This is a genomic window from Mucilaginibacter achroorhodeus (assembly GCF_007846095.1).
GTDB lineage: Bacteria > Bacteroidota > Bacteroidia > Sphingobacteriales > Sphingobacteriaceae > Mucilaginibacter > Mucilaginibacter achroorhodeus.
The window spans coordinates 780,856-803,956 of the sequence record NZ_VOEI01000001.1 but is presented as its reverse complement, the minus strand read 5'-3'; the positions used below and the strand labels follow the sequence as shown (position 1 = coordinate 803,956).

At 43.6% G+C, this 23,101-nt stretch carries 21 protein-coding genes; 16 read left to right on the top strand and 5 right to left on the bottom strand.

The window, feature by feature from the left end; genetic code table 11:
* Positions 1-49: 49 nt before the first annotated feature.
* The 4 genes from FPZ42_RS03785 (at position 50) to FPZ42_RS03770 (ending at position 4,958) form a co-directional block, all read left to right on the top strand.
* A complete protein-coding gene (locus tag FPZ42_RS03785; protein ID WP_146269140.1) occupies positions 50-1,687 on the top strand; it encodes a TldD/PmbA family protein in 1,638 nt (545 codons plus the stop codon).
* 4 nt (positions 1,688-1,691) lie between these two features.
* Positions 1,692-3,023 carry a TldD/PmbA family protein gene (locus FPZ42_RS03780; protein WP_146269139.1) on the top strand — a complete coding sequence of 444 codons (1,332 nt, stop codon included), beginning with the start codon at positions 1,692-1,694 and terminating at the stop codon, positions 3,021-3,023.
* Between the two features lie 79 nt (positions 3,024-3,102).
* Positions 3,103-4,095 carry a phosphotransferase enzyme family protein gene (locus FPZ42_RS03775; RefSeq protein ID WP_146269138.1) on the top strand — a complete coding sequence of 331 codons (993 nt, stop codon included), beginning with the start codon at positions 3,103-3,105 and terminating at the stop codon, positions 4,093-4,095.
* A gap of 2 nt (positions 4,096-4,097) precedes the next feature.
* On the top strand, positions 4,098-4,958 hold the full coding sequence (locus FPZ42_RS03770) for an NAD(P)-dependent oxidoreductase (protein WP_146269137.1): 861 nt from the start codon (positions 4,098-4,100) through the stop codon (positions 4,956-4,958).
* Here FPZ42_RS03770 and FPZ42_RS03765 read toward each other — a convergent pair.
* From FPZ42_RS03765 to FPZ42_RS03755, 3 genes are all read right to left on the bottom strand, one after another.
* A complete protein-coding gene (locus FPZ42_RS03765; RefSeq protein WP_146269136.1) occupies positions 4,955-5,758 on the bottom strand; it encodes a hypothetical protein in 804 nt (267 codons plus the stop codon). The two genes, FPZ42_RS03770 and FPZ42_RS03765, sit on opposite strands and share 4 nt — an antisense overlap.
* Before the next feature lie 83 nt (positions 5,759-5,841).
* A complete protein-coding gene (locus FPZ42_RS03760) occupies positions 5,842-6,120 on the bottom strand; it encodes a type II toxin-antitoxin system RelE/ParE family toxin (protein WP_146269135.1) in 279 nt (92 codons plus the stop codon).
* Positions 6,117-6,332: a hypothetical protein gene (locus tag FPZ42_RS03755; RefSeq protein ID WP_146269134.1), complete on the bottom strand. Its 216-nt coding sequence runs from the start codon at positions 6,330-6,332 to the stop codon at positions 6,117-6,119. The genes FPZ42_RS03760 and FPZ42_RS03755 overlap by 4 nt, the downstream gene beginning before the upstream one ends.
* A gap of 101 nt (positions 6,333-6,433) precedes the next feature.
* Between FPZ42_RS03755 and ispG the strand changes: the two genes are divergently transcribed.
* Positions 6,434-8,500 carry a (E)-4-hydroxy-3-methylbut-2-enyl-diphosphate synthase gene (gene ispG, locus FPZ42_RS03750; protein ID WP_146269133.1) on the top strand — a complete coding sequence of 689 codons (2,067 nt, stop codon included), beginning with the start codon at positions 6,434-6,436 and terminating at the stop codon, positions 8,498-8,500.
* Positions 8,501-8,614: 114 nt separating this feature from the next.
* Here ispG and FPZ42_RS03745 read toward each other — a convergent pair whose 3' ends face one another.
* Positions 8,615-9,757 carry a glycoside hydrolase family 26 protein gene (locus tag FPZ42_RS03745; protein ID WP_146269132.1) on the bottom strand — a complete coding sequence of 381 codons (1,143 nt, stop codon included), beginning with the start codon at positions 9,755-9,757 and terminating at the stop codon, positions 8,615-8,617.
* Positions 9,758-10,065: 308 nt separating this feature from the next.
* Between FPZ42_RS03745 and FPZ42_RS03740 the strand changes: the two genes are divergently transcribed.
* From FPZ42_RS03740 to FPZ42_RS03730, 3 genes are read left to right on the top strand one after another with little or no spacing between them, the layout of a single operon-like run.
* Positions 10,066-10,794: an MlaE family ABC transporter permease gene (locus FPZ42_RS03740; protein WP_255563306.1), complete on the top strand. Its 729-nt coding sequence runs from the start codon at positions 10,066-10,068 to the stop codon at positions 10,792-10,794.
* Between the two features lie 6 nt (positions 10,795-10,800).
* A complete protein-coding gene (locus FPZ42_RS03735; RefSeq protein ID WP_146269130.1) occupies positions 10,801-11,574 on the top strand; it encodes an ABC transporter ATP-binding protein in 774 nt (257 codons plus the stop codon).
* A 16-nt stretch (positions 11,575-11,590) separates the two neighbouring features.
* On the top strand, positions 11,591-12,580 hold the full coding sequence (locus FPZ42_RS03730) for an MlaD family protein (RefSeq protein ID WP_146269129.1): 990 nt from the start codon (positions 11,591-11,593) through the stop codon (positions 12,578-12,580).
* A 60-nt stretch (positions 12,581-12,640) separates the two neighbouring features.
* Here the strand turns inward: FPZ42_RS03730 and FPZ42_RS03725 are convergent, their stop codons facing one another.
* A complete protein-coding gene (locus FPZ42_RS03725) occupies positions 12,641-14,440 on the bottom strand; it encodes a hypothetical protein (protein WP_146269128.1) in 1,800 nt (599 codons plus the stop codon).
* A gap of 138 nt (positions 14,441-14,578) precedes the next feature.
* Between FPZ42_RS03725 and miaB the strand changes: the two genes are divergently transcribed.
* The 8 genes from miaB (at position 14,579) to groL (ending at position 22,866) form a co-directional block, all read left to right on the top strand.
* The gene (miaB, locus tag FPZ42_RS03720) at positions 14,579-16,018 is read left to right on the top strand and encodes a tRNA (N6-isopentenyl adenosine(37)-C2)-methylthiotransferase MiaB (RefSeq protein ID WP_146269127.1); all 1,440 of its coding nucleotides are present in this window, start codon (positions 14,579-14,581) and stop codon (positions 16,016-16,018) included.
* Between the two features lie 32 nt (positions 16,019-16,050).
* The gene (locus FPZ42_RS03715; protein ID WP_261382215.1) at positions 16,051-16,389 is read left to right on the top strand and encodes a four helix bundle protein; all 339 of its coding nucleotides are present in this window, start codon (positions 16,051-16,053) and stop codon (positions 16,387-16,389) included.
* Between the two features lie 98 nt (positions 16,390-16,487).
* On the top strand, positions 16,488-17,735 hold the full coding sequence (locus FPZ42_RS03710; protein ID WP_146269125.1) for a sigma-54 interaction domain-containing protein: 1,248 nt from the start codon (positions 16,488-16,490) through the stop codon (positions 17,733-17,735).
* 10 nt (positions 17,736-17,745) lie between these two features.
* Entirely contained in the window at positions 17,746-18,303 is a 558-nt protein-coding gene (locus FPZ42_RS03705) for an LptE family protein (protein WP_146269124.1), read from the top strand.
* A gap of 11 nt (positions 18,304-18,314) precedes the next feature.
* Positions 18,315-20,207 carry a hypothetical protein gene (locus FPZ42_RS03700; RefSeq protein ID WP_146269123.1) on the top strand — a complete coding sequence of 631 codons (1,893 nt, stop codon included), beginning with the start codon at positions 18,315-18,317 and terminating at the stop codon, positions 20,205-20,207.
* Positions 20,208-20,218: 11 nt separating this feature from the next.
* A complete protein-coding gene (gene secG / locus FPZ42_RS03695) occupies positions 20,219-20,581 on the top strand; it encodes a preprotein translocase subunit SecG (protein ID WP_146269122.1) in 363 nt (120 codons plus the stop codon).
* A gap of 246 nt (positions 20,582-20,827) precedes the next feature.
* Entirely contained in the window at positions 20,828-21,124 is a 297-nt protein-coding gene (locus tag FPZ42_RS03690) for a co-chaperone GroES (RefSeq protein WP_146269121.1), read from the top strand.
* Between the two features lie 110 nt (positions 21,125-21,234).
* Positions 21,235-22,866, top strand: a complete 1,632-nt coding sequence (gene groL, locus FPZ42_RS03685; protein ID WP_146269120.1) for a chaperonin GroEL — start codon at positions 21,235-21,237, stop codon at positions 22,864-22,866.
* Positions 22,867-23,101 lie beyond the last annotated feature (235 nt).

Below are 23,101 nucleotides of genomic sequence, written 5' to 3'. Positions count from 1 at the left end.
TACTTAAACCGTCTTCCCCGGTTGGGAATTAATTTTTGGAGGACAAACTTTGAGAAGAAGAGATTTTATTTATCTGACGGGAATTGGTGCCGGTGCCATGGCTATGCCGTCGTTAAACAGCTATGGCAACACTATTGATGTGCAGCGGGCGCTTGAGGGTATTGATGTACGCCTTAAAAAGCAACTGGCTGATGCAGGCTTAAACACCGCAAAATCTGCCGGGGCAAGTTACGCCGATGTGCGCATTGGCCGTTACCTTAATCAGTTTGTGATAACCCGCGAGAACCGTGTCATCAACGTAGCCAACACCGAATCATTCGGGGTGGGCATACGCGTTATTGCAAATGGCTGCTGGGGCTTTGCTGCCACTAACGAGGTAACCAAAGAAGGCATTGCCAAAGCTGCACAACGTGCAGTTGCAGTTGCCAAAGCCAACGCTAAACTGGGCAGTGCACCGGTACAACTGGCACCACAAAAAGGCTACGGTGAAGTAAGCTGGAAAACGCCTATCGAAAAGAACGCATTTGAAGTTCCTATCAAGGACAAAGTCGACCTGTTATTAGGTACCAATGCCGTTGCCATGAATGGCGGTGCAAACTTTGTAAACTCCATGATATTTGCCGTTAACGAGCAAAAATATTTTGCCTCAACGGATGGCTCTTATATAGACCAGGACGTTCATCGCCTGTACCCAACTTTTACCGTGACCAAGATAGATGCGGCAAGTAACTCGTTTGAAACGCGCCGGTCGTTAAGTTCGCCGGTGGGTATGGGTTATGAATATCTGACCCCGCTTGCCGATCAGAAAATATCTTCCATTACGCCGTTGTATAAACAGCGTTACGATATGCTGGAGGACGTAAAATTTGCTACAACACAGGCTGCAGAAAAGGTAAAATCAAAAAGTGTGGAGCCGGGTAAATACGACCTGGTTTTAGACCCAAGTCACCTTTGGTTAACCATTCATGAATCGGTAGGCCACCCAACAGAGCTTGACCGCGTGTTAGGTTATGAAGCCAACTTTGCAGGTACCAGTTTCTTAACATTGGATAAATGGAAATCGGGCAATTTTGCCTTTGGCAGCAAGAACGTAAATATTGTTGGCGATAAAACCCAGTTGGGTTCGCTTGGTGCAGTTGGTTATGATGACGAAGGCGTTGCCTGCAAAAAATGGGACATCATTAAAGATGGCATCCTCGTGAATTACCAGGCCATCCGCGATCAGGCGCATATCATCGGCTTAAAAGAGTCGCAGGGGTGCTGCTACGCACAAAGCTGGCAGGATGTGCAGTTCCAGCGTATGCCAAATGTATCATTACAGCCGGGCAAAACGCCAATGGCCGTAAATGATATGATCAAAAATGTAGAAAAAGGGATTTATATTATTGGCGACGGTTCTTTCTCTATCGATCAGCAACGCTATAACTTCCAGTTTGGCGGACAGCTTTACTATGAGATCAAGAATGGTAAGATTGTAGGTATGCTTAACGATGTGGCTTACCAGGCCAATACCCGTGAGTTCTGGAACTCCTGCGTAGCAGTGTGCGACGAGCGCGATTACCGTTTGGGCGGATCATTTAACGATGGTAAAGGCCAGCCAAGCCAAAGCAGCGCGGTATCGCATGGTTCATCAACAGCAAGGTTTAACGGTGTTAATGTAATTAACACAAAAAGAAAGATCGGATAAGCATATGCCTATATATACAAAAGAACAAGCGCAGGCTTTACTGAAAAAAGTACTAAGCTATTCAAAAGCCGAAGAATGTGAGGTAAACCTTGGTGGCAGCGAGGGCGGTAACGTACGTTACGCGTTAAACGCCGTTTCAACAGCAGGCGATATCAGCAATGTTGGCTTAAGCGTAACATCTGTTTACGGAAAGAAAGCCGGTTCAGCATCTATCGACCAGTTTGATGATGCATCACTGGAAAGGGTGGTACGCCGTGCGGAGGAGTTGGCCCAACTGGCTCCTGAAAACCCGGAGTATATGCCGATGCTTGGCCCGCGAGAATTTAAAGAATCCATAACCTTTAACGCAAATACCGCAACCATGACGCCTGAAAGCCGAGCCGAAATGGTTGGTAAAAGCTTGCAGGTATCTAAAGACAGCAAACTAAACGCAGCCGGCTTTCTGGAGAACTCAAGTGGCTTTAACGCCATGATGAACTCTAAGGGGTTATTCGCTTACAACAAAAGCAGTGATGTTACTTTTTCGGTTACCACACGTAACGAGGCAGGTACCATCTCCGGTTATGCAGCTCGCGGCTTTACTGATGTTTCTAAATTAGATACCGCCGCTGCAACTCGGGTAGCTTGTATGAAAGCCAATGCTTCGGCAAATGCAAAGGCGTTGGAGCCTGGTAAATATACGGTGATATTAGAGCCTGTTGCAGCCACATACATGATGGAGAATATGTTCCGTTTTGATGCGCGCAGCGCCGAAGAAGGCCGTAGCTTCCTGAGCAAAAAAGGCGGGGGTATCCGTTTAGGAGAACAATTAGTTGATCCGAAAGTAACCATCTACTCAGACCCATTCAATCCTGATCTTCCTGCCTCAACCTGGAACGGCGATGGCTTACCGCGCGAGAAAACGCTATGGATAGATAAAGGTGTGGTTAAAAACCTATCGTACTCGCGTTACTGGGCGCAGAAGAAGGGTGTTGAGCCTATTCCCGGTCCATCAAATATTATCATGCAGGGCGGCGATGCCACTTTGGAAGACCTGATAAAAAGTACAGAGCGTGGTATCCTGGTATCAAGGTTATGGTACATCCGCATGGTTGATCCGCAGTCGTTACTGCTTACAGGCCTTACCCGCGATGGCACGTTCTATATTGAGAATGGCAAGATCATTCACCCGGTTAAAAATTTCAGGTTTAACGAGAGTCCGGTAATTATGCTTAACAATCTTGAAGCGTTAGGTAAAACCGAGCGCAGCATCAGCGTGGAGAGCTACCGCAGCTACCTGATACCACCAATGAAAATTAGGGACTTTACCTTTAGTTCATTGTCCGACGCGGTGTAAACAGCCTATTAAAATAATTTACGCCACTGCCCATAAGCAGTGGCGTTTTTGTTTCTTTGTACCCCCATTATTTAAAGCCATGAATACCTTTCCTGTTATCAGTTCTATTTTATCGCCGAATATTTTAGCGCCTTATGTACAAGATGCTTACGATTTTGATACCGGTGTAACCTGCAAGCTGCTTAAGGCAGGTGTTAATCATAGCTATCTGATCAATGATCAGGGCAGCCAGAAATATGTATTCAGGGTTTACAGCTTTGGCTGGCGCAACAGGCTTGAAATTGAGGAAGAATTGCGGTTACTTAATCTGCTAAAGGACAACAATATACCGGTTAGCTATGCACTGCATGATAGCGACGGCATTTACATACAGGAGATACATGCTCCTGAGGGCATGCGTTACGGTGTATTGTTCACCTATGCTGATGGTGAGAAACTATTGAACTTTCCGGCAGATGTCCACTATTCCGTAGGGCGGATAATGGCGCAGATTCATCAACTAACGGAGGGCTTATCACTTAAACGGCCCACCTACACGGCAGAACTGATGGTGCAAAGATCCGTAGAGCAGATCAAGGACTTTCTTCCCGAATCTTCCGCCGAAATGCATTGGATGCTTTCTACGCAACAAACTTTACTCAAACTGTGGGCCCATGCTGATGATAGCCAATTGCGGAAAGGTGCAGTGCATATGGATTTGTGGTTCGATAATATGAATATAACCGCAGAGGGCAAGATAAATTTATTTGATTTTGACTTTTGCGGTAATGGCTGGCTTTGTTTAGATATTGCCTACTATATCCTCCAGCTTTACAGCACCGAGAAAGTTGACACGGAACGTGACGAGAAATTGAACAGCTTTTTAGCGGGCTACGAAAGTATTTTGCCTATAAATGATGAGGAGCGACGCCTGCTGCCTATGCTTGGGGTAAGCATGTATTTCTTTTACCTGGGTGTACAGTGCGAACGGTTTGAAAACTGGTCTAACGTTTTTTTAAACGAAACCCATTTAAAACGGTTTATTAATTTGTTGGTTAGGAAATATTTCGACGACCACGTACTTACATCATAAATATGAACACAATGAAGATCGGCTGGATAGGCCTTGGCCTGATGGGAACTCCAATGTCGCAGCAATTGCTTAAGGCAGGTTATCCTCTTACAGTATATAACCGGAGTAAAGATAAAGAAGCAGGATTAAAAGAGCAGGGCGCAAATACCGCATCAAGTCCTGAAGAATTATTAGGGCAATCAGATATCATCATCATTATGGTGACTGATGATAAAGCTATCCGCAGTGTTTTTGAAGGCGAAGACGGTCTGTTAGCCGGTGAAGGAGACGGAAAAGTGATCATCAACATGAGTACTGTGTCACCTGCCATCAGTAAAGAAATGGCGCAGCAATGTATGGCGCATGGCTTAAGCTATCTTGATGCACCGGTATCGGGCAGTGTAAAACAGGCCGAAACAGCACAACTGGTAATTATGGTTGGCGGAGAGAAGAGCGTATTCGAAAAAGTTAAACCGGTTTTGGAAACAATAGGTAAGGTGGCCTTAAATGTTGGCGACACCGGAGCAGGCAATGCGGCAAAGCTTGCTATAAACACGCTGTTGAGCTTTTACACACAAGGGCTGGCTGAGGCGCTTATTCTTGCAAAAAATAACGAGATAGAGCCCCAAGTGTTGCTTGAGCTTTTAGGTAATTCAGCTATTGCCAACCCATATACCAAGCTAAAAGGCGAAGCTGTTGTAAATAATAACTTTAAAGCCGCATTCAGCTTAAAGAATATTGTGAAAGATCTGAAACTCTCGCGGGATATCGGTTTGGCTACACCTTTAGGCAAAACAGCTTTAGCAACATTTGAGGCGGCATCGCAAAAGCATGGCGACGAAGATCTTATCGCTATTTACAAATACCTTGATAATAGTAACTAATCGCGTTTGCGTTTTAGGGTATAAGAAGGCTTGTTAGATTTAATGTGTTCGGCATCATCATACAGGTACAAGGTTTTCTTGTTGATGATAAACGAATAAGATTTTTGGCCGGCGGCATTCATGTTAAACATGATTTCGTCATGGCTGTGCTGTGGATCGGCAATATGGTCGTTCTGTACAAAATAGGTGCTTAAGCCGGGCAGGCCACTAACTTTGCCATCATCGGTGAAACGGGCGTTGACAGGCTTGCCTGTTGCATCTGTTCCCTGGTAGTTTCCGCTAAGTATGGCTTGGTTGATCATCAGGTTCATGGCAGTTGCAAGATCACCTACCTTATTTTCATCAGGTGCTTTAATGTATTGGGCGCTACTGGTTTCTTTCGTTTTGTTGTCGTAATGGTAGATGATAAGCGTAGTATCGTTATTTTTAAGTTTATAACTCAACTCGTCGTTGCCAAAAACAATGGTTGTGGTATTTCTGCCGGGTTGAAACCTCAGGGTTAAATTTGCAGCCTCATGATTATTTACCACCGCGGTCACAGGTATGCTATCACCCTTCATTTTTGAAATATCGATGCGGAATACGGTAACGCCTACACCATGGTCAACCGCCTCCAGTGGCGATTTACTTTTCTTTACTTTTTTTATATAATCCTTTTTTACCCAGGTGCCGTTTATCAACGGTTTAAACTGCTGCAACAGTTCGGGGCCCTGGTTAAGGGGTTTATCAGCACTTTGCTGGTTGTTGTCGCAACTGCAAAATAAGGCGGCGGATATAATAAGGGGTACGAAACGCTTCATGCAGATAGTTTATAATGCCTAATATAAACTTTATGTTATCAAAAAACATGCTAAGCGGCATAAATGCTGTAACTATTAAGAGCTTATTTAAAATATCTTTTGTAATGCAATACTCTTAAAATTACAATTTCATCTTTTTTGATGATGTAATGCACACCGTAAGGGAAGCGATACATAGGTGCGATCCGAATTTTTCTGTACCTGATTTGGAATAAGGTAGGCTCTTGTTGTATGAACGATACAGTTTCAAAAAATTCAGCAAAAAAATTCTCAACTACTGCTTGGGAGATATCGGCGTAATAGTTTTTCGTTTCTTCAAGATCTTTTTCAGCTTCGTGTCTGTACTTTAAAAAATATTTCATTTAGGCATGAATTTGCTTTTAATGTGTTCGGCAGATACGTAGGTTGCTGTACCATCATCTTCCTTTAAAAGCATTTCATCCATCATCTTCTTGTACTCATCTGTTAATTCAAGATCGCGCTGATGTTGATGCAAAAGGTTCTCGTAATGTTCTATCGATATAATCACAGATGTCCTTTTACCGTTTTCGTCGGTCACAAATTGCGTTGCCATATTCAAATTTAACTAATTGTTGTCAGAACATCATAGTACTTAGAAACGTTTAACATCTAAACTTCTTTCGTAAATTTGTGCTCATCTAATTCCACGCCTGCATGAATGCTGATGCCGTTAAAGTGCTGCCCGGTAAATATTGTAATTCGCTAACAGATTATTCGCGCTTCGTTACTCGCGAAGTATTTATTGGCGATGTGCCTATGGGTGGCAATAACCCCATCCGCATACAAAGCATGACCACTACCGATACCATGGATACAATTGGTACCGTTGAGCAGACCATCCGTATGGTTAACGCCGGCTGCGAGTATGTGCGCATTACCGCACCAAGCATTAAAGAAGCCAATAACCTGGCCGAAATAAAAAAGCAGCTCCGCATGCGCGGATGCAATGTGCCGCTTGTTGCCGATATACACTTTACGCCTAACGCGGCCGAAGTTGCTGCCCGCATAGTAGAGAAAGTACGTGTAAATCCCGGTAACTACGCCGATAAAAAGAAATTTGACCAGATAGACTATACCGATCTTGAGTACAGGGCCGAGTTAGAACGCATATTTCAAAAGTTTAAACCTTTGGTGGGCGTTTGCAAGGAATATGGTACTGCCATGCGCATAGGCACTAACCACGGCTCACTAAGCGATCGCATCATGAGCCGTTATGGCGATACCCCACAGGGGATGGTAGAAAGTGCCATGGAATTTATCCGCATGTGCGAGGAACTGAATTACTATAACCTGGTAGTATCCATGAAAAGCAGTAACCCGCAGGTTATGGTACAAGCTTACAGGTTACTGGTTGAAACCATGGTGGCCGAAGGCATGAATTACCCGTTACACCTTGGCGTTACCGAAGCCGGCGACGGTGAGGATGGCCGTATCAAATCTGCCGTGGGCATAGGTACATTATTGGAGGATGGCCTCGGCGATACAGTGCGCGTATCATTAACCGAAGAACCCGAAGCAGAAGCGCCGGTTGCAATTGCTTTAGTTCAGCGCTACGCGCTTAGAAGTCAAAAGTCAAAAGTCGAAAGTCAAAAGAATGAAACAGCTTCCTCTCCTTTGGAGAGGGCTGGGGAGAGGCTTTTATACTCTCCTTATGAATATAAAAAACGCGAAACCTACGAGGCCAACGCCTTTATAGGCGGGCACATGGTGCCGCGTGTGGTAATAGATCTGCAGCACGCTAATCTTAAAGATCCATCGGTGTTGAATGCAGCCGGCTACATTTATTCGCCGTTGTTGGATAAGTATAACATGGGCGAGCAATCAGTCGATTTTGTTTTCCTGGGAGATAGTTTGCCATCGTTTAACATGCCGGGTAACCTGCGCCAGCTTTACAACTACAACACCTGGAAAAAGCTGGTTAACAAAATGCTTTGCCACCCGCTGTTCACGCTTGAAGAATATGCCGCAGCAGATGCAGACCGTTCATCGGCACTTAACCTGGTACGCATAACTCATCATGATTTAGAAACCGAAGCTTTTGGCGCTATTCCTTTAGATAGATCTTTGGTATTTGTACTGGAAACTACCGAACTCCACGGCATGGCCGATCAGCGTTCGTTCTTCCTTAAAATGCTGGAGATGGGCCTCGATGTACCGGTTATTGTTAAGCGTACTTATGATTTTGAAAGCCCAAATCCAAAATCCAAAAGTCAAAACGAGGAAGCGGATCTCACATCTCACTTCTCAGATCTCAATACCAATTTACAACTCTTCGCCTCAACAGACCTTGGTGCTCTGCTGGTTGATGGTTTTGGCGACGGTATATGGATTGATGCACCTCAATTGCCGGTAGATGTAATAACTTCAACCGCTTTCGGTATTTTACAAGCCACGCGCTCGCGTATCTCTAAAACCGAATACATATCATGCCCAAGCTGTGGCCGTACTTTGTTCGATCTGATGGTGACCACACAAATGATCCGCAGCCGTACAAGCCACCTTAAAGGATTAAAGATCGGTATTATGGGTTGCATTGTAAATGGTCCTGGTGAAATGGCCGATGCTGATTACGGCTATGTTGGTTCGGGGCCGGATAAGATCACGCTGTACCGCGGCAAGGAAGTGGTGAAGAAAAATGTTAATACTGATAAAGCGCTTGATGAACTCATTGATATCATCAAAAGCGACGGGAATTGGATTGATGCGGTGGAAGATATCTAACTACATGGCCCGTCATTGCGAGCGGTAGCGCGGCAATCCCCGACTTATAGAGCAGCTCTACCAATCGAGGATTGTCACATCGGCTACGCCTCCTCGCAAGGGCGAGGCAAGAACTTACTTCTTTAACACGTACTTCCCATACACACCCAGTGGCGCTATCCTATTCTCAAATATCACCTGCGGACTGGCAAAGAACTTCTTGAAATCAGCCTCGCTTATCTGTCCTGGGTAGGGGGCATAGTAATGGTCGGGGCGGCCGTTGCGCCAAACCATAGCGTATGATGGCTGATGGTTGGCAAGTATGGGTTGCAGTACGGTAGTCCACCAATTGGCTTGCGGAATTTGTTCATATCCTGTCTCGGGCAGGCAGGTAAGCTTATTATTGCGTTTGGCAATGCCATCAATAATGTCCAGTCGCTTATTAAGGTTGTATTTGTAGTCCTCAACATTCTTATAACAATAATTATCAAAGCCTATAAAATCTACATAGCCGTTGCCGGGGTAGCGTTGCATAAACTCTTCCTCGCTGTTAAAATCAGCTTCAGAAAAAACGATGAGCAGATTATGCAGTTTTCTGGTCTGGCGCAGGTAATCGATAGTGAATCGCCATAGCTGCTTAAACTCTTCCGGGGTGCTTGTGTTGGCACACCACCAAAACCAGTTGCCGGTCAACTCATGAAAAGGGCGAAAAAGGATAGGTATCTGCTCTCCGTCATCACCGTTTAGGTTGGCCATGTAGGCGGCTGCCTTATCAAGCCATTGCTTGTAGGTCTCGTGATGCTCCCCGCCGGGCAATATGGTTGCAACGGTACGCATGCTGGTATCCCATGCGGTTTTACCATTGGCAGGGTTATCCATGTGCCAGCAAAATGTATTGATGCCGCCCCGGCGGTAGGCCTCCTGTACCAGTTGTTTTTGATATTTAAAAGGTACGCCGTTTATATCGCGAACGCTGTCGTGTTCTATCTTAGCCAGGTCCCAGCCGTAAATGGCCGGATAGGTTCCGGTAACGCTTTTTACGTCAGACTGATCTTTTACAAAGCACCAGCCAACGCCATAAGCAGTATCATCATGGTGGCCAAATATGGTACCTGCCCCTTTAAGGCGCTGCATACTGTAGTAAAGTTGCCTGGTTTCGTTAGTAGCTTGCGGGTCGCTGGGGTTAAATAACTGTGCATTTGCCGGCAGCCAAAGCGTTGTAAAAACCGTTATAATCAACAAAAAACACTGGCGGCAGATACTAAATCGCAAACTCATTTCACCTCAATTTTAAAATCTAAGATAAAGTTTAAAGACCATGAACGCGAAAGTTTGAACGTTCCTATCCCTAATCAAATTATAGCCTAAATGATTATACAACATACTTGTGTATCAACTTAATGCCTGCATTAAAACAATTATTACAATTAACTGATTTAACTTTTGAAACAAATCGGTCAATCCGGGTTTCTATATCTTACGTAAATTATACCTTTGCCCAGTTAATGGAAGGCACAGAATCGACATCAGGCACAGCGCCATCGCGCTTTAAAAAAATTGGAAACGCAATATCAGATTTTTTCCTGATGCTGTACCGTATCTATGCCTTTGTAATTCGTTTTTTTAAGGAAGTTTTTCTACCGCCTTACGAGTTTAAAGAAGTGGTAAGGCAATGTTATGAAACCGGCGTTAGGTCATTCACGCTGATAACCCTTACCGGTTTTATCATTGGGGTTATCTTTACCAAGCAAAGCCGCCCTTCACTCACAGAATTTGGTGCAACATCATGGCTGCCGTCACTGGTATCTATCGCTATCATGAAGGCACTTGCACCATTGGTAACGGCGCTTATCGCAGCCGGCAAGGTGGGTTCAAGCATAGGTGCGGAATTAGGCTCTATGCGGGTTACCGAGCAAATTGATGCTATGGAGGTATCCGGCACCAAGCCCTTTAAATTTTTGGTATGTACACGTGTTATTGCTACAACATTCACTATACCATTGTTAGCTACTTATGTAGCACTTATTGCCTTGTTCGGCGGGTATTTGAACATAGCACAAAACGAGGGCACCAGCTACGCTACGTTTATTGAGCAGGCCTTTGAGCCTATAACCTTTGTGGATATTTGGGCATCGTTGGCTAAGGCTGTAGTTTTTGGCTTTACTATTGGTATAGTTGGATGTTACCAGGGGTATAATTCAACCAAGGGTACCGAGGGCGTTGGTAAAGCTGCTAACGGCGCAGTGGTAACAGCAATGTTTATTGTGTTTATTGAAGAAGTTTTAATTGTACAGATAGCCGGATGGTTCCGCTAATATAAAATGGAAAAGCAAAAGGCAAATATCGACATGAATAACGAGGTGATCCGCATCCGCGGGTTGCAAAAATCGTTTGGCGATTATCACGTACTGCGCGGTATCGATCTTGATCTTTACCAGGGCGAGAACCTGGTAGTGTTAGGCCGCTCCGGTACAGGTAAATCTGTATTGATCAAGCTGATATCGGGCATGCTTTACCCTGATACCGGTACCATCAACGTGTTGGGAAATGAGTTAACCACCATAACAGAAAAGGAAATGGAAGCATTGCGTATCCGCATTGGCTTCTCTTTTCAGAACAGCGCATTGTATGATAGTATGACAGTGCGCAAAAACCTGGAGTTTCCATTAGTGCGTAACCGCAAAGGAATCACCCGCAAGGAGATAGACACCAACGTACACAGCGTTTTGGATGCAGTTGGCTTATCGCAAACCATCAACCAGATGCCGTCAGAACTATCTGGCGGGCAGCGTAAACGTATCGGTATAGCGCGTACACTGATCCTTAACCCGGAGATAATGTTGTATGATGAGCCTACGGCTGGTTTGGACCCTATCACTTGCATTGAGATAAACGAATTGATAAACGAAGTGCAGCAGCGCTATAATACATCATCAATAGTTATTACACACGACCTTACCTGTGCTAAAATGGTGGGCGACCGTGTGGCGATGTTGCTTGATGGACAGTTTCAGCGGGTTGGTTCTTTTGACGAGGTTTTTGCAACGGATGATGCCCGCGTGAAACCTTTTTATGATTATAATTTTATAGAATAAAGATATAGTATCCATTATGGACGCAGCAGAAAGTAAAAAATCAATAATTGTAGGGGTATTTGTGTTTTTAGGCGTTGCAGTATTTGTACTGGGCGTACTAACCCTTGGCGGGTCACAAAAAACCTTCGTAAAAAGCATTCACATCAGTTCAAAGTTCAACGATGTTGCAGGGCTTAAAAAAGGTAACAACGTGTGGTTCTCCGGCGTTAAGGTGGGTACCATTAAAGAGATCAAATTTACAGGCTTGCACGAGGTAGATGTGATCATGAGCATAGATGCAGCAACCCAGTCTTACATTCACCGTAACGCAGGTGTGCGCATTAGCAGCGATGGTTTTATCGGTAACAAGATCATCGTGATAGACGGCGGCAGCCCGCAGGCGCCTATTGTACAGGATGGTGATGTTTTACAATCAGAAAAGTTATTGTCTACCGATGATATCATGAAAACCCTGCAACAAAATAACCAGAACATCCTGGCCATAACCAATGATTTTAAAACGCTGAGCAAAGATATTTTGTCAGGTAAGGGTACCGTTGGTGCATTGCTTGCAGATAGTACCATGGGTAACCAGTTAAAGCTTACCATGCGTAACCTGGCAAGTGCAACAACAAACGCATCAAAAATGGCCATGCAGTTGAACAGCTTTAGCCAAAAGATAAATACCAAGGGTGGTTTTGCTGATAACGTACTTACAGATACCATTACATTCAATCGTATCCGTTCATCGGTTACCAAATTGCAGGAAGCTGCAGCAAATGCCAGCACACTTACAGATAACCTGAATAAAGCATCAAACAAGCTTAACACCACTGATAATGCCCTGGGCGTCTTGTTAAATGATCCTAAAATGGCAACGCAGGTAAAAAGTACTATGAACTACTTGCAACAAAGCTCAGTAAAATTAAACGACGACCTTGAGGCAGTGCAGCACAATTTCCTGCTTAAAGGTTTCTTTAAAAAGCGAGAGAAAGCGAAACAGGACAGCTTGAAAAAAGCAATGTAAAAATAACAAAGGCGATGAGCAATCATCGCCTTTGTTATCTTAAGCACTATTATTTCTACATCAATTCTTCTTTTCCTTTTTTAGCTGCTCTCTAAAATTCTTATCCTCTTCCTTTTTTTTCTTTATTGCTTTTTTGATGATCTTCTCTTGTTCTTTCTGGTCTTCTGTATCCTGCTGTGCATTCAATTTTTTTTCTTGTGCCGGGCCTACACCTGCGCAGTTCTTAATGCCATTAAGCAGTACATGCCATACTGTTTTAAAGAAAGGAAAGTTCTTAGGACGAATGTAAACCACGTTAGCCAGTCGGGGTGTAGTATTGCCGTCATCAGGGTTATCATGCTTAAGCACAACGGTATTTACCAGGGCTGTTAACAGCATATTTTTAGTGTAGTTGGGCCTAAGCATATCTACGCTAAGGTCTTTATATAAAAGAGAGACTATACCTTTAGAGATCTTTTGTGTGCTGTATATATTAAAGTCAAGGGAAGTTAAATGGCCCTTAGTAACTTTCACCATACCAAGCGGCATCAATACCGGGTTTATAGCCGATAAGTCCATAGGGGCAAGATGGCCTTTATAGCTGTAACTATAGGCCGCATCGCTTAGATTAAAAGCAAAGTGGATATCGAACCTACTGTTTCCCAAAAATGTGCTGCTGATATCTGCAGTGGCAATGTTGTTCTTTTTAAGCAGCTCCTTCCGGTTTGTAATATTTAATAATCTCCCGTTGATGTTATTGAATTTAAGGTGACCAAATTTCATCGTATTTTGGTTCCGCTCAGCGTAGCTAAAATTCATACGTTTTATTTCAAGCGTATCTACATTGACAGGAAAAGGAATTTTATTACGGATAGCCCAATTGGGGAATGTGACAAGCCTGTCTGTAGTTGGCAAGGGGCCATTGTAGTTACTATATAAACCAAAATTACCTTGATCAATTATAAGTTTTTGTACGTCAATGCTTTGGTCTCGCTGAAAGCCATCGTAATCAAAATTGTACAATACCATATTATCGATATGGAGATCGAACCTGTCGTTTTTGCTTTTGCTAAAAAAAGCAGGGTAAGCTACAGGTATAAGATCAATCCCCTTAACAATTAGTTTTTTTGTTTGGGTTGAGAGCTCTGCTGATCTCACCTTAAACGAGTACAGCCCGTCGGCAGATTTACTTTTATAGTTGTGAAATTTGGTTGTGATATTTTTAAAGAATAGAAAACGTGTAGTATCACTTTCCGATGTAGGATCTATCAGCAAGTTGCTACCCATAATATCCATATTTTTCAATTCGGATATAGCTGGTTTGGGGCCGGTATAGTCAATTTTTTTTAAATGGACGTCGCCAAGCCTCAATTCGCCTACGCTTACCAGCTTAAAGGTCTTTTCAATTTTTTGATAAAGGGTTCGGTCATCTTTTTTATTGCTATCGGGTTGATTGGCATATTTGCTTGCGGTTATATCAGGCATATCCAGCGTAATGCGGGAAATTTGCAGATTTTTGTTGAATAGAAGGTCTGTTACTTTTACACCCGATATTATAAGGCGTTGCACCTGTAATTGATAAAGGCTGTTTGGGACACGCTCTTTCCGCTTTCGTTTTGCTCTATAGACATCCACCGAAGGGTTTAAACGGATACTGTAGAATGTTGCCCTACCGCGGAGTACGTTTAATTTTATATCGCTAAAATCAATACTGTACATGCTGTCGCTGCCTTTGCTTACAGCGGTTTTTAACTTTTCAGAGAGTTTGTTTTCGAGGTAATTGTTGAGGAATAGCACAGGTATCAGTACCACTATCAAAATTATTCCCAATGCTGTGAGCAGCATTTTGAGCCACCTGTTCTTCTTTATTGTGTCTGCCATAAATAATGGTGGCTGTAAGCGTTTCTTATTCCTTAAAGTGTTAACAACAGAAAACTGAATTTGTTAAGCGCTGACAAACTGTCACGCTGGTAATGAATTTTTATGTATTTTTGCGGTTCATTTTTTAAGATCTTAATAATGGAATTCCTTACACCGGATAAAACGCACGATGAGGCAAGGCAGGGAGAGGCTTTAGTATTAGAGCCCGGTGAAAAAAACCTGGGGCGCAAACTTTATATTGAAAGCTATGGTTGCGCTATGAATTTTTCTGACAGCGAGATAGTTGCATCCATATTGGCCGAAAAGGGTTTTGAAACGACAAGCGATTTTAATAACGCAGATGTAGTTTTTATCAATACCTGCTCGATCCGCGAGAATGCTGAAACCCGTGTCCGTAACCGCCTTAAAGAGTTTGCTTATGCCAAGGGTAAAAACCCCGGTATGGTGGTAGGTGTATTGGGTTGCATGGCCGAGCGCTTAAAATCCAAATTCCTTGAAGAAGAAAAGTTGGTGGATGTAGTAGTAGGCCCCGATGCTTACCGCGACCTGCCAAACCTGATAGACAAAGTTGACGGTGGGCAAAAAGCAGTAAACGTTCTGCTTAGCAGAGAAGAGACCTATGCTGATATTAACCCTGTGCGTTTAAACAGCAATGGTATTAATGCATTTGTGTCAATCATGCGTGGGTGCGATAACATGTGCTCGTTCTGCGTGGTGCCCTTTACCCGTGGCCGCGAACGCAGCCGCGACCCGCATTCTATCGTAGCGGAATGCCGCGACCTGTTCAATAAGGGTTACCGCGAGGTTACTTTGTTAGGCCAGAATGTAGATTCATATAAATGGAGTGCCACACAGTCGGCAGATGGTAGTGAGCAGTTAGTAGATGAGCCTATTGTAAACTTTGCTAACCTATTAGAAATGGTTGCGCTTATTGACCCTGATCTGCGTGTGCGCTTTTCTACCTCGCATCCAAAGGATATTACCGACGAGGTTTTACATACCATTGCTAAATACGATAACATTTGTAATTATATACACTTACCGGTGCAAAGCGGTAACAGCCGTGTGCTTGAGCTGATGAACCGTACGTACGACCGCGAATGGTATATGGGCCGTGTGGATGCTATTCGCCGGATTATTCCTGATTGTGCCATTTCAACAGACATCATCACCGGTTTCTGTACTGAAACCGAAGAAGAGCATAATGAAACACTCAGCATGATGGATTACGTACAGTATGATTATGCTTACATGTTTATGTACAGTGAACGCCCGGGCACGTTGGCGGCAAAACGCTACGCCGATGACATACCTGAGCCTATAAAAGCTGTGCGTTTGAACCAGGTTGTGGCAAAACAACGCGAATCATCGCACTATCGCCTGCAGCAACATGTTGGCAGGGTAGACAGGGTGCTGATAGAAGGTTTCTCAAAAAAATCAGACCAAGACTATTGCGGCCGTAACGACAAAAATGCCATGGTTGTATTCCCCGTACAGGAAGGCTACAAACCCGGCCAGTACGCCAATGTACTGGTAGAGAAATGTACTTCAGCAACGTTAATTGGAAAGATCATATAAGAGAGTAAGACGACAAGAGGCAGGAAACAAGAGTGAAACATAATTTCAAAAGTCTACGAATTTGGCAAAAGGCAATGGGCCTTACGGATTTCGTTTATGACTATTGCAAAGGCCTGCCAATTGAGGAGCGCTATAATCTGATAGACCAGCTTAACCGCTGTTCGTGTTCGATACCCTCAAATATTGCTGAAGGCTCCGGTAAGCGGACCAAAGCACATTTTGCAGAGTTCCTGACGACGTCGTTAACATCGTCGTTTGAGTTAGAAACGCAACTACTTATTTGTGAAAGAAGAAAATATGGATCTTCTGACAAACTGAAGCAGTGTTTGGCTTTAGTTATTGAATTGCAAAAAAATGATCTTCAATTTTAGAGAATACGTACTTAAAGGAGATGATTAAAAAATGAGTCAGTAAGTGAGCGAACCTTCTTGTCTTGGTTCCTGACATCCTGATTCCTGATTCTATTTAAATGGATATTCAAGAAATAAAACAACGCTTTGGTATCATTGGCAACTCGCCGTTGCTTAACCGGGCTATAAATATTGCAAACCAGGTTGCACCTACTGATATTTCGGTATTAATTACCGGGGAAAGCGGTAGCGGTAAAGAGGTTTTTTCGCATATCATTCACCAGATAAGTGCACGTAAGCATGGTCCGTTCATAGCGGTTAACTGCGGCGCTATCCCTGAGGGAACTATCGATTCAGAACTTTTTGGTCACGAGAAGGGTGCCTATACCGGCGCTATCGGCGAGCGTAAAGGTTACTTTGAAACAGTTAATGGTGGTACTATTTTTCTGGATGAGATCGCAGAGATGCCTTTGGGTACGCAAGCGCGCTTACTCAGAGTTCTTGAATCAGGCCAGTACATCAGGGTGGGTTCATCCAAAGTAGAAAAAACTAACGTACGCGTAATAGCTGCAACCAATGTTGATGTTTATGAAGCTGTAAAGGCAGGGAAATTTCGTGAGGATCTTTACTACCGTTTAAATACCGTGCCGTTGAAGATACCACCTTTGCGTGAGCGTAAAGAAGATATCTTCCTGTTATTCCGCAAATTTACGTCAGATTTTACCGATAAATACCGCACGCCGCCTATCCAGTTAGATGATGATGCGCAGCAGGTACTGATCAATTATTCGTGGCCCGGAAACGTTCGCCAACTAAAGAATATGGCAGAACAGTTGGCCGTTTTAGAGCGTGACCGCGTGATTACTGCACAGACATTATTGACCTATATCCCGCATGAAACCAGCAGAACAAACCTGCCAATGCGTTTGGATAACCAGCCCAAAGAAGATTTCTCTGAACGCGATATTCTGTACAAAGTACTGTTTGATATGAAGCGCGATATGGTAGAGTTAAAAAAACTGGTTGCAGATATTATTGAACATGGTGGTGTTAGCCATGCCCACCAGCATCATCCGCAGGCTATTACCCAGCTTTACCGCGATATTGAACTACCGCAGGCAACCATTCCCGAGTCTCAGTTTACGTTGCAGCAGCCGGTGAACAATAATATCAGCAGCGGTAATAACAATTTCGACATTGTTCATCATACCGAAGAGGTTGAAGAATCGTTATCACTGGTAGACAAAGAATCAGACCTGATACGCAAGGCGCTTAAAAAGCACAAGGGCAAACGCAAACTTGCCGCTAATGAATTGGGCATATCTGAGCGTACCTTGTATCGTAAAATAAAAGAGCTAAATTTATAACAGATAAAAAATGAGCAAAAAGCTGTTGTTTAAGTTATTGACCGGGATGTGTGTGATGGTATTGCTTTTTACATCATGCTCATATAAATTATCGTTAACAGGTGCATCTATCCCTGCCGATCTCAAAACTGTGGATGTTCAGTTTTTTGAAAATAATGCTCAATTGGTTGTACCAACACTTAGTCAGAACTTTACCGAAGCTTTAAAAGCACGGATACGAAATACCACTGATATTAAAATAGTTCGTGGCGATGCCGATGCTGTATTTAGCGGCGCTGTAACAGGTTACAGTATAGCGCCCATATCAATTGAGGCTACAACCGGCGGGCAACGACCCATTGCAGGAGCAAGCCGTTTAACCATCACAGTGGCAGTGAAGTATGTAAAATATATTTACAAGGATGGTAAAAGAACCAGTGATCCTGATAAAATCCTTAGTTTTGATGAAACCTTTACGCGGTTTGCAAATTACAGTGGTGACATAGCCTCGCAGGAGCAGGGCTTGATAGCTGATATAAATAAGCAATTAACGGAAGATATTTTTAACAGGGCATTTGCCAATTGGTAAAAACAACAAAAGTGGATCAATACATCGATAACAGGCAAAAAGAAATTTTCTGGAACTTGTTGGCCAACCTGGCCGATGATGGCGCTGCGCAATTGCAAAGTTTAGAGCGTTTGCTTGCCGACCATCCGCAAAGCGCTGTTTTGCATATGTTAACAACCAGGGCTAACGGTGGAAAGTTTGCCGGCAAGGCAGCTGCTTATATTTCGCCAAGGCTGCTGCACAAGTACATTACCAATGCGCAGGAGTTGCCGGTTGTTGAACAAGCAAGTATTACCGATCTTACTTATCTGTCGCACGGCGCTAAGCATACCGGAGCAACACAAAGTGATGGGTCGCGACCAGAAGATGCTGTTTTAGTTGATCCTTACGAAGAGCTTAGAGAGACAGAGGTGGTAGAGACACCGCAAGAAGAAAGCCAGCCTGAAGTGATAGCCGAATCCCAAGTTCAAACAGCTGAGCCGGTTATTGAAGAAGAACCGCAGGATGTTGAGGAAGGTCCGGTTTCAGAAGAAGGCAGGGAGATCGTCACCGAAGTTATCGTCCCGGAAAAATCTGAGTCTGATAACATTGATGAAGAGCCAATAGAGGAAATTGCCGAAGCGCCGTTTGTGCCTGTTAATGCCGCCATTGAAGCGCCCCAAACAGAACCGGTTATCCGGGTTGCGGATAGCGAACAGGTTGAGGAAAAACAAGATGAGCCGGCAAACGAGCCGGTAACTGTTGATCAATTACCGGAAGCCCCAGTTGAGCAACCTGCGGCTCACGATTTAAACGACGAAGCACCTGCAGAAACCAAAGTTGAGGAACAGGCCGCTGAACAGCCTGCCGTAAACGAATATAGGTTTACATCACGTTTCCCTAAGCGCGAGGCACCAGCTGCTCAGGAACATGAGCAGCCTAAAGAGGCAGAACCAATTGAGGATGAAGTTTATGATGAGATAGTTGGCATCGACGATATTGGTTTCAAACCTGTTACCTCTGAACCTAACGCTGACACTGCAACAGAACATCGCTTTAGCGAACCTGCTACCGAAGCCGGTTTGGAGGAAGATGAGCCTCAGTCTGAAGTGCTTTTCCATCAGCCCGATGGTGATGTAGAGCCCACGCAAGACGATAAAGCAAACGACATTCATAAGGAAGAAGAAAAGCTTATCCTTGGTGGTATTGTGGGCGGGGATTACCTGTCTTTCGATAAAAAGCTTGATGAATTACGCGAAGCAAGCGGCTATGTAGCGCCACGGTTTAAACCCCGGGAAGAGGAGGAGCAGCCTGAACCTGATGAGGCGCAGAAAGTACCTGATCAGGTACAGCCTGCCACTCATGCAGAGCAACCCGCTGCACATACCGAACAAGCTGCTGCAAGCCATATCGACCCTAACCATGTGTCTCGGTATGATGACGACAAAATGCCGTATACGTTTTTATGGTGGCTTGATAAAACCCGTAAAGAGCATGCTGAGAACCTGAGGCCTTATGCTGAGACGGGTTTGCAACAAGTGCCAATCGGCGGTAATCAAAATTTAAAACGTCCGGATGAACTGCAACAGCAATATTTTGAGAACATATTTAGTCTTACCACGGTAAGCGGTGTGGAACGTGATCCTGAACAGGAGCGCGTACAGTTTAATCCGGAGAAAAAGGAGGATGTTATTATCGAACGCTTTATACAAACTGATCCGCAGATAAAGCCGCTTTCGGCAGATAAGCTGGACAATGAAAATAAGGCCAAGCGCAGCTCTGAAGATAGCAACGAAGTAGTGACAGAAACCCTTGCCCGTATATATGCCGACCAAATGCTATATCATAAAGCGATAGCTACTTATAAAAAATTAATATTGAAATTCCCGGAAAAAAGTACGTACTTTGCAGCCCGGATTGAAGAGTTAGAAAAGAAAACCAATTGATATAAAAAGAAATGTATTTAGTATTAATCGTAATCACGATAATTTTGTGTGTGCTTTTAGGCCTTATCGTATTAATCCAAAACCCTAAAGGCGGTGGTTTGGCATCAAACTTTTCAGGTTCGTCGCAATTAATGGGCGTACAAAAAACCGGCGACTTCCTTGAAAAAGGTACTTGGGTACTGGCAATCGGTATTATGGTATTGTCGCTCGTTATTAATGTATCTGTTAAAGGTGGTGCACAAAAATCAGAAGACCCTGCGTTAATGGAGCAGATCAAAAAAGCTTCTAAACCTTCTGCAGCGCCTGCAACTACAACCCCGGTTATGCCTGCACCAACCAATACACCGGCTCCGGCTAAAAAACCTGCTCAATAACAAGCAGTAAAATAATATAGGCAAAAGGCTTTGGACACGTCCAAAGCCTTTTGTGTTTATTAAAGTTGCCGACTGACACGATGACACCCGGCGTTAAGTGCACTTTAACTGGTTGTAACTAAATGCCATAAAAAGTGACAATAAAACAGAAAAATATGCCAATTTTAGCGCCCCGGCTTGCTTGGCACAATTGCTGTGAAAAGCAAATCACAAAACTTAAATTATATAATTCAAAATAACATTACTATGTCATTAAACATTAAACCAAGTGCAGACAGAGTGGTTGTTGAGGCTGCTGCTGCAGAAACCAAAACCGCTTCTGGTATCTACATTCCGGAAACAGCACAGGAGAAACCACAAAAAGGCACTATCGTAGCTGTTGGCCCTGGTAAATACGCCGATAACACAGGTACATTGATTCCAATGTTAGTTAAAGTGGGTGACCAAGTGTTGTATGGCAAATACGCCGGTACCGAGATCAATATCGACGGTAAAGAGTATTTGATTATGCGTGAAACAGATATTTACGCAGTTTTTAATTAATTAAATGTTGAAAGGTTGGACGTTGAAATGTTATAATCAATACAACAGCAACGATCCGCACCAAACCTTAAAACCTTACAACTTTATAACACTACAACAGAACAAAGAAAATGGCAAAACAAGTTAAATATAATGTTGAAGCCCGCGATACTCTAAAACGCGGTGTTGATATCCTGGCTAACGCCGTAAAAGTTACTTTAGGCCCTAAAGGTCGTCACGTAATTATTGACAAAAAATTTGGTTCACCTGCTGTAACTAAAGATGGTGTTACTGTAGCAAAAGAAATTGAACTGAAAGACCCTATTGAAAACATGGGTGCACAAATGGTTAAAGAAGTAGCGTCTAAAACTGCTGATATAGCAGGTGATGGTACTACTACAGCAACTGTTTTAGCTCAGGCTATTGTTACTGCGGGTATTAAAAACGTTGCTGCCGGTGCAAACCCAATGGATTTGAAACGCGGTATAGATAAAGCCGTTGCGCAGGTTGTTGCTAACTTAAAAGAGCAATCACAAACTGTAGGCGAAGACAATAACAAAATTAAACAAGTTGGTTCTATCTCAGCTAATAATGACGAGGTTATCGGTTCGTTAATTGCTGAGGCGATGCAAAAAGTAGGTACTTCTGGTGTTATCACCGTTGAAGAAGCAAAAGGTACTGAAACTGAGGTTAAAACTGTAGAAGGTATGCAGTTTGACCGTGGTTACCTTTCTCCGTACTTTGTAACCAATTCTGATAAAATGGAAGTGGAATTAGAAAGCCCTTACATTTTGATCTACGATAAAAAGATCTCTTCAATGAAAGAGTTGTTGCCAATACTTGAAAAACAAGTACAAACCGGCAAACCACTTTTGATCATTGCTGAAGACTTAGACGGCGAAGCGTTAGCTACCTTGGTAGTTAACAAAATTCGTGGTTCACTAAAAGTTGCTGCTGTTAAAGCACCAGGCTTTGGCGACCGCAGAAAAGCAATGTTAGAGGATATTGCTGTATTAACTGGTGGTACCGTAATCTCTGAAGAACGCGGTTACAAACTGGAAAGCGCTGACCTTTCAATGTTAGGCCAGGCTGAAAAGATCTCTATCGATAAAGATAATACTACTATCGTAAACGGTGCAGGTGATGCTGAGCAGATCAAAGGCCGTGTTGGCGAGATCCGTTCACAGATCGAAACCACTACATCTGATTACGACAAAGAAAAACTACAAGAGCGTTTAGCTAAACTATCAGGGGGTGTTGCCGTGTTATACATCGGTGCTGCATCTGAAGTTGAGATGAAAGAGAAAAAAGACCGTGTTGATGATGCTTTACATGCAACCCGCGCTGCGGTTGAAGAAGGTATCGTAGCAGGTGGTGGTGTTGCTTTCATCCGTGCAGTTGCGTCATTAACTGATCTTAAAGGCGCTAACGAAGATGAGAATACTGGTATCCAGATCATCCGTCGTGCTATCGAAGAGCCTCTTCGCCAGATCTGTGAGAACGCAGGTATCGAAGGTTCTATCATCGTTCAAAAAGTGAAAGAAGGCTCTGCTGACTACGGTTATAACGCACGTACCGACAAGTTTGAGAACCTGATAGGTGCTGGTGTAATTGACCCAACTAAAGTAAGCCGTGTTGCATTAGAAAATGCTGCTTCTATCGCTTCAATGTTGTTAACTACCGAGTGTGTGTTAGCAGATGAGCCAGAAGACGAAAAAGCTGGTGCTCCACCAATGGGTGGCGGCATGGGCGGTATGATGTAATATCATTAAGTCTAAAGTTAAAATCCAAAAGTCAAAAAAGACTTAGGAATTATAACCTTAGACTATCGACTAAATAAAAGAAACCCTTGTACGGTAAAACGTACAAGGGTTTCTTGCTTTTGGGTGATTGATTGGCCCTTATGTATCATTTTAGTCACCAAAAAGTCCTGGAGGGCGCTAAAACGTTAAGCTGTGTTAAATGTTTGTTACATAATTTGGGTTTGGTTTTTTGGGC